Here is a 14752-nt window from a genome sequence, read left to right as displayed (position 1 = left end):
GCCGAGACGCCGAGGGGCACGTAAACGCCCCTGAAGCCGCATAATGCGGGCGTCCACGTGCCCCTCGATCCCTGCTTACTGCGCGGTGTAGCCGCCGTCCACGAGGTGGTAGCTGCCGGTGATGAACGAGGCGGCGTCGGAGGCCAGGAATGCGACGAGGGCCGCGACCTCTTCCGGCTCGCCGAGGCGCCCGAGCGCGTGCTTGCTCTCCAGGAACTGCAGCGCCTCGGAGGTCATGTTGGCCTTCACCAGCGGCGTCTTGATGAAGCCGGGGCCGACGGCGACGACGCGCACCTTCTGGTCCGCGTACTCGAGAGCGGCGTTCTGGGTGAGGCCGAGCAGGCCGTGCTTGGCGGTGACGTAGGCGGACGAGTTCGCGAAGCCCACGCTGCCGAGGATGGACGCCATGTTGACGATCGCGCCTCCGCCGTTGGCCGCCATCGCGGTCAGCTGCGGCTGCATCGAGTACAGCACCGCGTTCAGGTTGACCTCGATGACCTTCCGCCAGCTGTCCAGGGAGTACTCGGCCACGGGAGCGGCCGCGCCACCGATGCCGGCGTTGTTGACGGCGATCTTCAGCGGCGCGAGGGCGTTGGCGGCCTCCACGCTGGCCACGGCGAACGCCGGGTCGGTCACGTCGCCGGCGAGTGCGGCGGCGGTTCCGCCCGCTGCCTCGATCTCGGCGACGACCGCCTTCGCGTGCTCCTCGTTCAGATCGGTGACCAGGACCGCGGCGCCGCTGGCCGCGAGGGTCAGCGCCACCGCGCGTCCGATGCCCGAGCCTCCACCTGTGACGATCGCGGAGCGGTCGGCGACATCGTACTGAGCCATGGGGAATTCTCCTTCCAGATATCCGACACTTGTCGGATATCTCCATTGTACGATCGGAAAGTGAACACCGGGAAGCCCACGCAAGCCCGATCGAGTGCGCCTCGGGCGAACACCCGGGGCGGGGCGGGAACCGTCGATGGCGCCCGCCTCGACGCCCGGCAGGAGAAGACGCTCGGCCGGCTGACCTCCGCCGTGCTCGCGCTCGCCGCGGAGCAGCCGATCACCGACGTGACCGTCTCCCGGCTGGCCGCGACCGCCGGCGTGCACCGGTCGACCGTCTACGAGTACGCCGCCTCTCCCGCCGCCCTCCTGCAGCGGGTGCTCCGCAGCGAGCTCGACGTGCTGCGCGCCGAGTACCTGGTCGACGTGGCGCCCGACGACGCCGCGGCGGCGATCGGCGGGGTGACCCGGGCGGTGCTCCGGCACGTCGACGACCATGACGCCGTCTACCGGCGCGGGCTCGGGGCGGAGGGCGCGGAGGCCGGCCTCAACGCCATGCTCAGCGAGCACTTCCAGGGCTCCATCGAGCTGCTGCTGGAGCAGCACAGCGTCACGGTGCCGGCCGCCGACGAGCTGGAGAGGCGCGCGATCGAGCGCTACCTGGCAGACGGGATCATCGGCGCCATCGACGTCTGGCTCACCCGGCCGCGACCGCGTGACGTGGAGACCTTGCTCGCCCTCCTCGAGCGACTCACTCCGCCGTGGTGGCCGTCGCGTTGAGCGAGATACCCTCCACGACGTCCAGGTAGGCGGGCCCGTCGAAGCCGTCGAAGAGGACGGTCTGGAGGACGTAGCCCTGCACGAGGCTCATGTACACCGACGACTCGCGTTCGGCGCGCACGCGGGCTTCGTCGAGCGGCATGGTCTGCCCGTGCCAGTCGGTCAGATAATCGGTGAACATCGACCGGATCCGGTCTCCGATCTCCGAGGCCATCCTCTTCAGCCCGGGGTTGATCGGCACCTGCCCCCAGACCTGCACGAGCAGCTGCACGTCGACGATGTGCGTCAGCAGACCGGTGACCAGGAGGCGGACGATCTCGCCGGGGGAGGCGAGGGGTTGCGTGGTGCGCGCCTCGGCGACCTCCAGGAAGCGCGCGTCGAGGATCTCCGACGCGGTGAGCTCGATCAGCTCGTCCTTGCTCGCGTAGTGCCCGTAGATCGCACCGGCCGACAGGCCGGACTCGGCGATGATGTCGGCCATGGAGGTCGCGGCGAAACCGTTGCGCGCGAAGCAGCGGAGGGCGGCCTGCGCGATCTCGTGACGTCGTGCGCTGCGGTACTCCTCGGTGACCTTGGGCATGCCGGCCTCCTCGTCGTCGGGATCCTCGGAAAAAGAACGTTCGTTCTTGACAATAGCGTCGGCGATGTCGATTATAAAGAACGAGCATTCGTTTTTATTGGGGAGTTCGCCATGAGCATCAGCACCGAGCGGCACGTCGAGCGTTCCGCACCAGAGACCCGCGCGGCGCAGGCCGCGCCAGCCGTCGTGCACACCCCGTGGGCGCGCGCGGTCGCACTCGCCGTGGGAGCTGCGGCGGTCGTCGTCGTCATCCTGCTGGCCTTCCTCTGGCCGACCGCGACCTCCACCGTCAAAGACCTCCCGATCGGCGTCGCCGGCCCGGCCGCTCAGGTGACCGCCGTCGAGAAGCAGCTCGGCACGGAGGCCGACGGCGCGTTCGCCGTGACCTCGTACAGCGATCGGCAAGCGGCGGTCGACGCCATCCAGAAGCGCGAGGTCTACGGCGCGATCGTGCTGGGCGACACCCCCGAGGTGCTCACCGCCTCCGCCAACGGCGCCGCGGTGACGCAGATCCTCAACCAGGTCGCGACGACGCTGCAGACGCAGGCCGACGCGCAGGCGGCCGCGGCCGTGGAGCAGGCGATCGCTGCGGGTCGTGCGCCCGCGGGAACCAAGCCGCCGACGATCACCGTGAAGGTGACCGACATCGTGCCGCTGTCGTCCCGTGACGCGCGCGGCCTCGGACTGGCTGCGTCGTCGTTCCCGCTGGTGCTCGGCGGCATGATCGGCGGCGTACTCATCTCGCTGCTCGTCGCGGGCAGCTGGCGCCGGCTCTCCGCGGTGGTGCTCTACGGCGTCGCAGGGGGGTTCGCCGTGGCCGGGATCCTGCAGGGCTGGTTCGGCATCCTGCAGGGCGACTTCTGGCTGAACACGCTCGCCGTCGGCCTGGCGATGTTCGCGACCGCGGCTTTCGTGGTCGGTATGAACGCGCTGTTCGGCCGGGTCGGCATCGCCCTCGGCGCTGTGCTGACGGTGCTGGTCGGCAACCCGCTGTCGGCCGCGGCCCAGCCGCTACAGTTCCTGGTCGGGCCATGGGGTGCGATCGGGCAGTGGTTCGTCCCTGGCGCATCGGTGTCGTTGCTGCGCGACCTGTCCTACTTCCCGTCGGCGGACGCGCCCTTCGCGTGGCTTGTGCTGCTGGGGTGGGCAGCGGTCGGAGTCGTCGGGATGCTGGCGGGCCACTTCCGCAACCAGGAGGTCACCGAGGCAGCCGCCTAGGCTGGGTGCATGCAGCAACGAACACTCGGACGCACCGGGCGCGACGTCTCGGTCATCGGTCTCGGCACCTGGCAGCTCGGTGCCGACTGGGGCGACGTGTCGGAGGCCGACGCACTGGCCGTGCTCGACGCGGCCACCGGGGCAGGTGTGACGTTCTTCGACACGGCGGACGTGTACGGCGACGGCCGCAGCGAGCAGCTGATCGGACGCTACCGTGCCGCGCATCCGGAGCTGTCGCTGACGGTCGCCACCAAGATGGGCCGCCGCGAGGAGCAGGATCCCGCCAACTTCACGCTGGCGAAGTTCCGTGAGTGGACCGATCGCTCCCGCCGCAACCTCGGTGTGGACACGCTCGACCTCGTGCAGCTGCACTGCCCTCCGACGCCCGTCTTCTCGAACGCCGCCGTCTACGACGCGCTCGACACGCTGGTCGGGGAGGGCGCGATCGCGAACTACGGCGTCAGTGTCGAGACCTGTGCGGAGGCCCTGGAGGCGATCGCGCGCCCGGGGACGGCGTCGGTGCAGATCATCCTGAACGCGTTCCGGCTCAAGCCGCTCGATGAGGTGCTGCCGGCGGCGCGGGAGGCCGGCGTCGGCATCATCGCCCGGGTGCCGCTGGCATCCGGGCTGCTGAGCGGCCGTTACTCGGAGACGACGACCTTCGCTCCGGACGACCACCGCAGCTATAACCGCCACGGCGAGGCGTTCGATGTGGGGGAGACCTTCTCCGGCGTCGACTACGAGCAGGGCGTGCGCGCGGCCCGCGAGTTCGCCGCGCTGGTGCCGGACGGCGTGACGCCGGCCCAGGCGGCTCTCGCGTGGGTGATCGCCCAGCCCGGCGTGACCACGGTCATCCCCGGTGCGCGCTCGCCCGAACAGGCCAGCGCGAACGCCGCCTCCGCCGGCGTGGAGCTCGGTGACGACTTCTTCGAAGCCGTCACCTCCCTCTACGACCGCTACTTCCGCCCCACCACCCACCTCCGCTGGTAGCCGAGGGGCAAGAGAGTCGGGGTCAGGAGGGCTGGACGGGGACCGGCTCGGTGTCGGGGATGGGGGAGGCGTCGCGACCGCGGAGGTCGGGGTGGACGCGCCACGCCAGAGCCGGGACCACGAAGCCCACCAGGGCGAAGGCGCCGGCCGCCCAGAACGCGCCGACCGGGCCGTTGGCGTCGATGAGGAAGCCCGCGAGCGCCGAGCCGAGGGCGGCTCCGATCAGCTGCCCCGTGCCGACCCAGCCGTAGGCCTCCGCCGTGTCGGAGAACTTGACGCTCGCCGAGACGATCGCGAACAGCACGGCCAGCGCGGGCGCGATCCCCAGACCGGCGATGATGAGCGAGAGCGACAGCCCCCACCACGACCACAGCATGAAGGTCGAGATCACGACGCCGACGAAGACGATCAGCATGCGCCGCGCCGTCGCCCACGGCCCGATCGGCACATGGCCGAAGGCGAGACCGCCGACGAGCGAGCCGAGCGACCAGATGGCGAGCACGATTCCGGCGAACGGCGAGCCCTCGCCGAAGTTGGCGACGACTCCCGCCTCGACCGCGGCGCACGACCCGATGAGCAGGAAGCCGACGACCGTCGCCAGCAGCACGGGAGGCCGCGCCAGCACCACGCCGAACCGCCGCTTGCTGCGCGGGATGCGCACGCGCCCGACCTCGGGCGACGAGATGAACCAGAACCCGCCGAGCAGCATGATCGCGACCGACATCAGGATGCCCTCGACGGTGCCGATCTGGGTCGAGACGAACGTGATCGCGACGGGGCCGGCGATCCAGATGATCTCCTGGGCCGACGCGTCGAGCGAGAACAGCGGGGTGAGCTGCCGCGAGTTGACCATCTTGGGGTAGATCGTCCGCACCGCCGGCTGGATGGGCGGCATGCTCAGCCCGGCGAAGAACGCGACCGCCATCGTGACGGGGATCGGCATGACGAACACGCCGATCGCCGCGACGGCGACGGAGCACAGCGCGAGCGTCGTCCAGAGGACCGTGCGCATGCCCAGCACGCCCATCAGGCGGCTGGTCATGGGACCGGCGATGGCCTGGCCGATGCTCATGGCGCCCAGCACCAGGCCGGCAGCCCCGTAGGAGTGGTGGATGCGTTCGATGTGCAGCAGGAAGGCCAGCGAAAGCATGCCGAACGGGAACCGGGCGGTCAGCTGGGCAGCGATGATACGCGCGACGCCCGGCGTCTTCAGAAGGCTCGAGTAGCTGCTCACAGTCTTCCCACTCTATCGGTCGGAACCGGCGGAGGAAGGGGTGTGGAACCCGTTCGAGGGGGTGTGGAAATGTGCATAACTTTCCCACACCTGTGGATGACACGCCCACTAGATATGGGGGCATGGAAATGTCGGCACCCGGCTATATAGTGGTTCACGCGACAGGGGGTCCGGCCGGTTCTCGGGGAGGCCAGAGGCTGTCGCGACGGACTTCGCCGCTCGTCCGAGCGGCACTGTGTGAACCGGAATTCGCGTGAACGCAGAAAACGGGAAGAGGGAGAGAAAGTGGCTATCACTGTTGTGAAGCGGAACGGCGAGCGGGAGCCGTACGACGCCAACAAGATCAATCTGGCCATCGAGAACGCGGCTGCCGGCCTGGATGAGAACATCACCTGGGTGACGCAGATCGCGAGCGAGCTGGAACTGACCCTGTTCGACGGCATCACGACCCAGCAGCTCGACGAGGCGGTCATCCAGGTCGCCCTCCAGAACGTCAAGGACGACCCCGCGTTCGACACCGTGGCCGCTCGCCTCCTCCTCAAGACGATCTACAAGCGCGTCCTCGGCGACTACGAAGGGTTCGACGCGCTCGTCGACCTCCACGCCTCCCACTTCCGCGGCTACATCGAGCGCGGCGTCTCCGAGACGCTCCTCGACTCCCGCTTCACCTCCCTCTTCGACCTCGACCGCCTGGCCGGCTACCTCGACCCGTCGCGCGACGAGCTGCTCAAGTACATCGGCGTGGTCACCCTCAACAACCGCTACGGCATCAAGGCCCGCAACGGCGACTCGCTCGAGGTGCCGCAGTACTTCTGGATGCGCATAGCGATGGGCCTCTCGCTCAACGAGGCGAACCCGACCGAGCACGCCATCGCGTTCTACGACAAGATGTCCAAGCTCGAGTACCTCGCCGCGGGCTCCACGCTCGTCAACGCGGGAACCGCGTACCCCCAGCTCTCCAACTGCTTCGTCATGGAGATGCAGGACGACATCGAGCACATCGCCAAGTCGGTGCGCGACGTCATGTGGCTCACCAAGGGCACCGGCGGCATCGGCCTCTCGGTGACCAAGCTGCGCGCCCAGGGCTCGCCCATCCGCTCGAACAACACGACCTCCACCGGCCCGATCCCGTTCATGCACACGATCGACTCGGTGCTGCGCGCGGTCAGCCGCGGCGGCAAGAAGTTCGGCGCGCTCTGCTTCTACATGGAGAACTGGCACCTCGACTTCCCCGAGTTCCTCGACCTCCGCCAGAACTCGGGCGACCCCTACCGCCGCACCCGCACCGCCAACACCGCGGTGTGGATCAGCGACGAGTTCATGAAGCGCGTGCAGAACGACGAAGACTGGTACCTCTTCGACCCGCTGGAGGTCTCCGACCTCAACGAGCTCTACGGCAAGGAGTTCTCTGCCCGCTTCCAGCACTACATCGACGAGGCCGAGGCCGGTCGCCTGCGGATGTTCAAGAAGATCAGCGCCCGCGCGCAGTTCAAGGACATCCTGATGAGCCTGCAGACCACCAGCCACCCGTGGCTGACCTGGAAGGACACCATCAACAACCGCGCCCTCAACAACAACACGGGCACGATCCACCTCTCCAACCTGTGCACCGAGATCACGCTGCCGCAGGACCGTGACAACGTCTCGGTCTGCAACCTGGCCTCCATCAACCTGTCGCGTCACCTGATCGACGGAAAGATGGACTGGGAGCGCATCGAGGCGAGCGCCCGCCAGGCCGTGCGCCAGCTGGACAACCTGATCGACATCACGGTCTCCAGCGTCGACGAGGCCGACTTCTCCAACCAGCAGAACCGCGCGATCGGTCTGGGCGTCATGGGCTTCACCGACATCGTCGAGCGCCTGGGCTTCAGCTACGAGAGCGAAGAGGCCTACGCCCTGATCGACGAGATCATGGAGCACGTCTCGTACGCGGCCATCGACGAGAGCGCCGACCTGGCGCAGGAGCGCGGCGCGTACCCGAACTTCGAGGGCTCGCGCTGGTCGAAGGGACTGGTTCCCTACGACTCGATCGCGCTGACGGAGGCCGACCGCGGCGTGCCGATCACGGTCGACCGCACGATCCGCCTCGACTGGGACCGCCTGCGCGAGAAGGTCAAGGGCGGCATGCGCAACGCCACCCTCATGGCGATCGCCCCGACGGCCTCCATCGGCCTGGTCGCCGGCACCACGCCGGGCTTCGACCCGCAGTTCTCGCAGATCTTCAGCCGGTCGACCTCCTCCGGCAAGTTCCTCGAGGTCAACCGCAACCTGGTCGAGACTCTGCAGGAGCGCGGCATCTGGCAGGATGTCCGCGAGTCGATCCTGCGCTCGCAGGGCGACATCCAGGGCATCGCCGAGATCCCGGACGAGGTCAAGGCCACCTTCAAGACCAGCTTCCAGCTCTCGCCGTACGCCTTCATCGAGGTGGCGGCCCGTGCCCAGAAGTGGATCGACCAGGCGATCAGCCGCAACATGTACCTCGAGACGCGTGATCTCGGCGACATGATGGACATCTACTACGCCGCGTGGGAGAAGGGTGTCAAGACCACCTACTACCTGCACATGAAGCCGCGTCACCAGGCCGAGCAGTCGACCGTCAAGGTCAACAAGGCCGAGGAGATCTCGGGAGGCCGCAAGGGCTTCGCGACGGTCGGCGCCGGCGCTCCGGCCGCAGCCCCCGCCGTCACCGAGACCGCCCCGGCTGCCGCTCCCGCTCGCCGCGGGTTCGGCTTCGGCGGCTTGACCTCCAACAGCGCTGCTGGGGGTGACAAGTAATGAACAGCACCAAGATCGAGGAGTACTACGTGCCGGTCGACCCGATGGACGACCTGCAGTGCGAGTCCTGCCAGTAAGCCCCGCGCCAGCACGAGATCACGAGAGAAGAGACACACACATGGGCATCCTGGGAACAGGAATCGAAGAGGGACTTCTGCTCAAGCCGGTGAAGTACCAGTGGGCGATGGACCTCTACGACCAGGCCGTGGCGAACACGTGGTTCCCGAACGAGATCCAGCTCGGTGAGGACATCGCGGACTTCAAGAAGATGACCGACGAGGAGCGTCACGCGGTCACCTTCCTGATGAGCTACTTCAACCCGAACGAGCTGCTGGTCAACAAGGCGCTGGCGTTCGGGGTCTACCCCTACATCAACGCTGCGGAGGCGCACCTCTACCTCGCCAAGCAGATGTGGGAGGAGGCCAACCACTGCATGTCGTTCGAGTACGTCCTCGAGACGTTCCCGATCGACCGCGAGCAGGCGTACAACTCCCACGTCGACATCCCGTCGATGGCGCGCAAGGAGGAGTTCGAGGTCAGCTTCATCAAGCGGATGACCGAGCAGACGCTCGACATCACGACGACCGAGGGCAAGCAGGACTTCATCCGCAATCTGGTGGCCTACAACGTCATCCTCGAGGGGATCTGGTTCTACTCGGGCTTCATGGTCGCGCTGTCGTTCCGCCAGCGGAACCTGCTGCGCAACTTCGGGTCGCTGATCGACTGGGTGGTGCGCGACGAGTCGCTGCACCTCAAGTTCGGCATCAACCTGATCCTGACGGTGCTGGAGGAGAACCCCGACCTGCAGACGCCGGAATTCGCGAACGAGATCCGCCAGATGATCCTGGACGCCGTGGAGATGGAGGAACAGTACAACCGCGACCTCCTGCCCGGCGGCATCTTGGGCCTCAACGCCAACTACATCAACCAGTACGTCAAGTACCTGGCCGACCGCCGTCTGGAAGAGCTGGGCTTCGAGGCCGAGTACAAGGTCTCCAACCCGGCCAAGTGGATGGCGACCGCGAACGACACCCTCGAGCTGGTCAACTTCTTCGAGTCGACCAACACCTCGTACGAGTCGAACGCGAAGGCGTCCAGCGGGCACTGAGTTCGCGCCGCAATAGCGACATGATCCGCCGAGGGGCGGTCCCGGTCAGCCCGGGACCGCCCCTCGGCGGATGTGCGGGGCGGGAGGTCAGCGCCGGCTGCGCACCACAACCGTGATGGCAGCGGCGATGATCGCGAGAACCGCGACGCCGCCGAAGAGCAGCTGGAAGCCGCCCGCCGCCGCGTCCGCCTGCGAGTGACCCTGGGCGAGGAGCGTGGCGGTCTGGGCCGCTGCCACGGTCCCGAGGCCGGCGAGCCCGAGCGCGCCGCCGATCTGCTGGCTGGTGTTGACCAGTCCGCTCGCGAGCCCCGACTCCCGTTCGGCGACCCCGCGCACGGCGAGCTGCGTCGCGGTCACGAACGCGGCTCCGAGCCCGGCGCCGATCACGACGCTGGGGAGGATGAACCCGGTGAGCAACCCGGTGGGTGCTGCGATCGTGAACCAGGCGACCCCGGCGGCCAGCACGACGAGCGATCCGGCGAGGGTCGCGCGGAGGCCGACCCGGGCGACCACGATGGGGACGAGCCCGGCCACCGCGACCAGCGCCACGGCGAGGGGGAGCTGGCTCAGCCCGGCCGTCAGGGCGTCGAGCCGCAGGACCTCTTGCAGGTAGACCGAGAGCGCGAAGAACAGGGCGACCGTCGCGCCTCCGACCAGCAGCATCACGAGGTCGCCGGCCGCGGCATCCCGATTGCGGAAGAAGCCGAGCGGCACGAGCGGGTGCGCCGACCGGCGCTCGATCAGCACGAACGCCGCGAGCAGCACGGCGCCTGCGGCCGCGAGCCCGAGCACGAGCGGGTGGGTCCAGCCGAGCGCGCTGCCCTCGCTCAGGGCCGCGACCACCGCCGCGAGCCCGAGGGTCGCGGTCGTCGCGCCGGCACCGTCCATGCGCTCCGCGGCGCCGCGCGCATCGCGCCCGACCAGCCGCGGGAGCACGATCAGCACCAGGATGCCGACGGGCACGTTGACGAAGAAGACGGCCGGCCAGCCGAACGCGGCGGTCAGCACTCCGCCGAGCAGGACGCCTGCGGCGCTGCCCATTCCCGCGACGGCTCCCCATACGCCGAGCGCCTTGCCGCGCGCCTCGCTGTCGGGGAAGAGCTGGGTCAGGAGGGCGAGGGAGGCCGGCGCCAGCAGGGCCGCGAAGCCGCCCTGGACCGCGCGGGCGGCGAGCAGCATCCCGCCGCCGATCGACAGTCCGGCGAGGAGGGAGGCCGCGGTGAAGCCGGCCACGCCGACGAGGAACACCCGCCGGTGCCCGAAACGATCGGCGAGTCGTCCGCCCAGGAGGAGCAGTCCGCCGAACGGGAGGACGTACGCCGTGATGACCCAGGCGAGGGCTGCCGTGTCGAGGCCGAGCGCGGTGCCGACGCTGGGGAGCGCGATGTTGACGATGGAGGCGTCGAGCACGACCAGGAACTGGGCGAGGGCGAGGACGGCGAGCGCCCACCAGCGGTGCGCGCTCCGTGGGGCGGGCGTCGCGCCTGCAGTGGCGGTGGTGGTGGCGGCGGTGGCGGACATTCTGATTCCTTTCGATGCGTGAGTGATCAGTCAGTCACTCTTTGAGGCCGAGAAAGCCGGGCGAGTCTGCCCGGTCTCGGTGGTCAGGGGTGGCGGATGCCGCGCGTGAGTGTCGCGGCCCAGGCGTCGGGGATGTCCTCCAGTCCGGCGGTGACGATGAGGTGGCAGAGCTGGCCGAAGGCGATGAAGCGCTGGACGGCCTCCGGCTCCGCGCCGGTCCGCGTCGCCGCGTAGCGCGTGACTCTGGCCAGCCCGCGGCGCAAAGCCTCGCGGATCTCCGGGACGTCTGACGCAGACTGTGCGTGCACCTGGAGCATGAGGAGGCTGCGGTCGGAGATGAGCTCGGCGTAGGCGCCTCCCATCGCGTCCAGCAGCTCGTCGGGTGTCGCGTCGCCGGCGGCTTCGGCTCCTGCGTCGAGCGCTTCTTCGATGAGCTCGAAGCATCGATCGAGGGCGGCGACGAACAGGCTCTCCTTGCCCGGGAACAGTTTGAAGACGTAGGCCGGCGAGATGTCTGCGTCGGCCGCGACGGCGGCGATGGGGGTACCCAGGTAGCCGCTGCGCGCGAAGACGGCGATCGCGCTGGCGAGGACGGCTTCGCGGCGATCCTCGGCGGTGGAGAGCGTTCGTGGCATGTGAGTGACTGTACACTCACTCTTCTCGAGACCGCAAGGATCGTGCGAGAATCGGGGGATGAATCCTCTCGTCTCGGCCGCCGAGCTCGCCGCCGCCCTGACCGCGCCGAACCCGCCGCGCGTGCTCGACGTCCGCTGGAAGCTCGGCGGGCCTCCCGGCCGGGAGGAGTACGCCAAGGGCCACGTCCCGTCGGCCGTCTACGTCGACCTCGACACCGAGCTCGCCGGCCACGGCCTCCCGACCGACGGCCGGCACCCGCTGCCGGCGATCGCCGACTTCCAGGCGGCCGCCCGCGGGTGGGGCCTGAACGACGGGGATGCCGTGGTGGCCTACGACGACGTCTCCGGCATGTCCGCCGCTCGGGCGTGGTGGCTGCTGCGGCACGCGGGCTTCGAGAACGTGCGCGTGCTCGACGGTGGCCTGACCGCCTGGCTCGCCGCCGGGGGAGCGGTCGAGACCGGCCGGCCGGACGTCGCGCCGGGAACGGTCCACCTGGAGTTCGGGCAGCTGCCGGTGCTCGACGCCGACGCAGCCGAAGCTGTCGCCGCGCACGGTGTGCTGCTCGATGCGCGAGCGGGCGAGCGGTTCCGCGGGGAGGTCGAGCCGGTCGATCCGCGCGCCGGCCACATCCCGGGCGCTGTGAGCGCCCCGACGGCCGACACGATCGGGCCCGACGGCCGGCTGCTGCCGCAGCGCGAGCTCGCCGAGCGCTTCGCGGCTCTCGGCATCGACGCCGGCACTCGGGCGGGCGTCTACTGCGGCTCCGGCGTCACGGCAGCGCACGCCGCCCTGGCGATGGAGGCCGCCGGCCTGCCGATCCCCGCGCTCTACCCCGGCTCCTTCTCGGCCTGGTCGAACGACCCGGCCCGCCCGGTCGCCGTCGGCGCCGACTGACGACCACCCGGCCCGGCCATCCGGCGCGGCCATCCGGCGCGGCCGCTCAGTGCGGCCACCCGGTGCGGCGGTGCAGCGGCCGCGCCGCTACTCGACCGCCACCGCCTCCTCCGCGTGGTGGCAGGCGACCTCGCGCAGCGGCAGCCCGCGCCCGTCGAACTCCCGCAGGGCCGGCGCGGTCGCGCGGCATTCGTCGGTGGCGAGCCAGCAGCGCGGGTTGAATCGGCAGCCGGCGGGCGGATCGACCGGCGACGGCGGCTCGCCCATCAGCATGCGGCGCTTCGCGAGCCGGCCGCGGCCCGCCCGAGTCGCTGTAGGCGTCGCCGAGAGCAGGGACTTCGTGTAGGGGTGCGACGGAGTGTCGTAGATCGCCTCGGTGTCGCCGAGCTCTGCGATGCGGCCGAGATACATCACGGCGACCCGGTCGGCGAGGTGGCGCACGACCGACAGGTCGTGCGCGATGAACACGATGGACACGCCGAGCCGCTGGCGGAGGTCGGCGAGGAGGTTGATCACCTGCGCCTGCACCGAGACGTCGAGCGCCGACACCGGCTCGTCGCAGACGAGCACGTCCGGGTCGAGGGCGAGCGCCCGCGCGATGCCGATGCGCTGCCGCTGGCCGCCGGAGAACTGGTGCGCGAAGCGCCCGAGCATCTCCTCGCCGAGGCCCACCAGTTCGAGCAGTTCGACGGCGCGCGCCCGGCGTGCAGCGCGGCCCATGGCGTGCGAGGCCGCGAGCGGCTCCGTGACGATGTCGAGCACCGTCATCCGCGGGTCGAGGGAGGCGTACGGGTCCTGGAAGATCATCTGCACGCCCTGGCGCAGGTGCTTCCTGTCGCTCAGGCGCCCGCGGCTGACATCGCGCCCGCGGTAGGCGATCGTGCCGCCGTCCGGGCGTTCGAGGCCGACCAGCATGCGGGCGAGCGTGGACTTGCCGCAGCCGGACTCGCCGACGATCCCGAGAACCTCGCCCGCGTGCAGTTCGAGGCTGACGCCGTCGACGGCAGAGACGGTCGCGCCCTTCAGGCGGGAGCCGGTCGCGAACCGCCGGACGAGCCCGGAGGCGCTGAGGACGATGTCGCGGTCGGCGAAGCGACCGGCGGAGCGGCCGTCGGCGGACGCGCGTTCGAGCGTCGCGGCGAGCGGGTCAGGGGACGAGTTCACCGATGAGCTCCTCGGATCGGAGACAGGCGGCCTGCCTGCCGGCGGCGACCTCCACGAGCGGAGGCCGGGTGGTGGCGCACGCGTCCACCGCGAGGTGGCAGCGCGGGTGGAACGAGCAGCCGCTGGGCACGCGCGCAGGGCTGGGCGGCGAGCCGGGGATGGTGAGGAGGTCGGATCCGCGCTGCGCCGCCTGCGGCACCGACCTCAGCAGGGCCTGCGTGTAGGGGTGGGCCGGGTGGTCGAAGACCACGTCGGCACTGCCCGACTCGACGATGCGGCCGGCGTACATGACCGAGACATGGTCGGCCACCTCCATCACGACGCCGAGGTCGTGGGTGATGAGGAGGACGCCCATCCCGAGCTGGTCGCGCAGCGAGCCGAGGAGGTCGAGGATCTGAGCCTGCACCGTGACGTCGAGCGCGGTGGTCGGTTCGTCGGCGATCAGCAGCTCGGGTTCGAGGGCGATCGCCATCGCGATGAGGATGCGCTGGCGCATGCCGCCGGAGAACTGGTGCGGGTAGTCGTCGACCCGTCGCGCGGGCGCCGGGATCCCGACCATCCCGAGCAGCTCGACGGCGCGGGCGCGGGCCTGCTTGCGCGTGGCCCCGCGGTGCACGCGGAACAGCTCGCCGATCTGGTCGCCGATCGTCATCACGGGGTTGAGCGCCGAGAGCGCGTCCTGCAGCACGAGGGCGATCCGCTCGCCGCGCAGCCGGCGCCTGGCCTCCTCGTCGATCGTGAGGAGGTCGACCTCGCCGAGCCGGAGCTCGTCCGCCGTGACCCGGGTGTACTCGTCACCGAGACCCATCACCGCCCGTGCGGTGACGGACTTGCCGGAGCCGGACTCGCCGAGCAGCGCGACGAACTCGCCGCGGCCGACGCGGAGGTCGACCTCCCTGACCGCGGGTACGTCGGGCCCCGAGCCCGTGAAGGCCACGGAGAGGTTGCGTACGCGCAGCACCTCGGCCGCGCGATCGTTTCTGGTGTCCACGCTGACATCCTCGCATGAGAGTAATTTCCGGAATGTTTCAATCAGGAAACAGATTTGCCGAATTTTCAAATCAATATTGACACAGGTGCC

13 protein-coding genes are annotated in these 14752 nt (G+C 69.7%); 6 read left to right on the top strand and 7 right to left on the bottom strand.

Annotation, left to right across the window (positions count from 1 at the left end; translation table 11 throughout):
• Window positions 1-75: 75 nt before the first annotated feature.
• Complete coding sequence (locus KNO15_RS05910; RefSeq protein WP_241702489.1) at window positions 76-831, bottom strand: SDR family NAD(P)-dependent oxidoreductase; 756 nt, start codon at window positions 829-831, stop codon at window positions 76-78.
• Between the two features lie 60 nt (window positions 832-891).
• Between KNO15_RS05910 and KNO15_RS05905 the strand changes: the two genes are divergently transcribed.
• Window positions 892-1551: a TetR/AcrR family transcriptional regulator gene (locus KNO15_RS05905; protein ID WP_241702488.1), complete on the top strand. Its 660-nt coding sequence runs from the start codon at window positions 892-894 to the stop codon at window positions 1549-1551.
• Here the strand turns inward: KNO15_RS05905 and KNO15_RS05900 are convergent.
• A complete protein-coding gene (locus KNO15_RS05900) occupies window positions 1523-2131 on the bottom strand; it encodes a TetR/AcrR family transcriptional regulator (RefSeq protein WP_241702487.1) in 609 nt (202 codons plus the stop codon). The genes KNO15_RS05905 and KNO15_RS05900 overlap by 29 nt on opposite strands.
• Before the next feature lie 111 nt (window positions 2132-2242).
• On the opposite strand from KNO15_RS05900, the gene KNO15_RS05895 reads away from it, so the two are divergent.
• Both KNO15_RS05895 and KNO15_RS05890 read left to right on the top strand, forming a co-directional pair.
• The gene (locus KNO15_RS05895; protein WP_241702486.1) at window positions 2243-3349 is read left to right on the top strand and encodes an ABC transporter permease; all 1107 of its coding nucleotides are present in this window, start codon (window positions 2243-2245) and stop codon (window positions 3347-3349) included.
• A 9-nt stretch (window positions 3350-3358) separates the two neighbouring features.
• On the top strand, window positions 3359-4339 hold the full coding sequence (locus KNO15_RS05890; protein ID WP_241702485.1) for an aldo/keto reductase: 981 nt from the start codon (window positions 3359-3361) through the stop codon (window positions 4337-4339).
• A 22-nt stretch (window positions 4340-4361) separates the two neighbouring features.
• Here the strand turns inward: KNO15_RS05890 and KNO15_RS05885 are convergent, their stop codons facing one another.
• Window positions 4362-5573: an MFS transporter gene (locus tag KNO15_RS05885; protein WP_241702484.1), complete on the bottom strand. Its 1212-nt coding sequence runs from the start codon at window positions 5571-5573 to the stop codon at window positions 4362-4364.
• Between the two features lie 285 nt (window positions 5574-5858).
• Here KNO15_RS05885 and KNO15_RS05880 point away from each other — a divergent pair, with 285 nt between their 5' ends.
• Window positions 5859-8348: a ribonucleoside-diphosphate reductase subunit alpha gene (locus tag KNO15_RS05880; RefSeq protein WP_241702483.1), complete on the top strand. Its 2490-nt coding sequence runs from the start codon at window positions 5859-5861 to the stop codon at window positions 8346-8348.
• A gap of 118 nt (window positions 8349-8466) precedes the next feature.
• Window positions 8467-9456, top strand: a complete 990-nt coding sequence (locus KNO15_RS05875; protein ID WP_241702482.1) for a ribonucleotide-diphosphate reductase subunit beta — start codon at window positions 8467-8469, stop codon at window positions 9454-9456.
• 87 nt (window positions 9457-9543) lie between these two features.
• Here KNO15_RS05875 and KNO15_RS05870 read toward each other — a convergent pair whose 3' ends face one another.
• Both KNO15_RS05870 and KNO15_RS05865 read right to left on the bottom strand, forming a co-directional pair.
• Window positions 9544-10977: a DHA2 family efflux MFS transporter permease subunit gene (locus tag KNO15_RS05870; protein ID WP_241702481.1), complete on the bottom strand. Its 1434-nt coding sequence runs from the start codon at window positions 10975-10977 to the stop codon at window positions 9544-9546.
• Between the two features lie 83 nt (window positions 10978-11060).
• Window positions 11061-11612, bottom strand: coding sequence for a TetR/AcrR family transcriptional regulator (locus tag KNO15_RS05865; RefSeq protein WP_241702480.1), 552 nt, complete (start codon window positions 11610-11612; stop codon window positions 11061-11063).
• A gap of 58 nt (window positions 11613-11670) precedes the next feature.
• On the opposite strand from KNO15_RS05865, the gene KNO15_RS05860 reads away from it, so the two are divergent.
• Entirely contained in the window at window positions 11671-12507 is an 837-nt protein-coding gene (locus tag KNO15_RS05860; RefSeq protein ID WP_241702479.1) for a sulfurtransferase, read from the top strand.
• An 87-nt stretch (window positions 12508-12594) separates the two neighbouring features.
• Here KNO15_RS05860 and KNO15_RS05855 read toward each other — a convergent pair whose 3' ends face one another.
• Window positions 12595-13671, bottom strand: a complete 1077-nt coding sequence (locus tag KNO15_RS05855; protein WP_241702478.1) for an ABC transporter ATP-binding protein — start codon at window positions 13669-13671, stop codon at window positions 12595-12597.
• Window positions 13655-14662 carry an ABC transporter ATP-binding protein gene (locus tag KNO15_RS05850; RefSeq protein WP_241702477.1) on the bottom strand — a complete coding sequence of 336 codons (1008 nt, stop codon included), beginning with the start codon at window positions 14660-14662 and terminating at the stop codon, window positions 13655-13657. The genes KNO15_RS05855 and KNO15_RS05850 overlap by 17 nt, the downstream gene beginning before the upstream one ends.
• Between the last annotated feature and the right edge of the window lie 90 nt (window positions 14663-14752).

This window comes from Leifsonia shinshuensis, assembly GCF_022606355.1.
Lineage (GTDB): Bacteria > Actinomycetota > Actinomycetes > Actinomycetales > Microbacteriaceae > Leifsonia > Leifsonia shinshuensis_B.
This window is presented reverse-complemented; position numbering and strand designations above follow the sequence as displayed.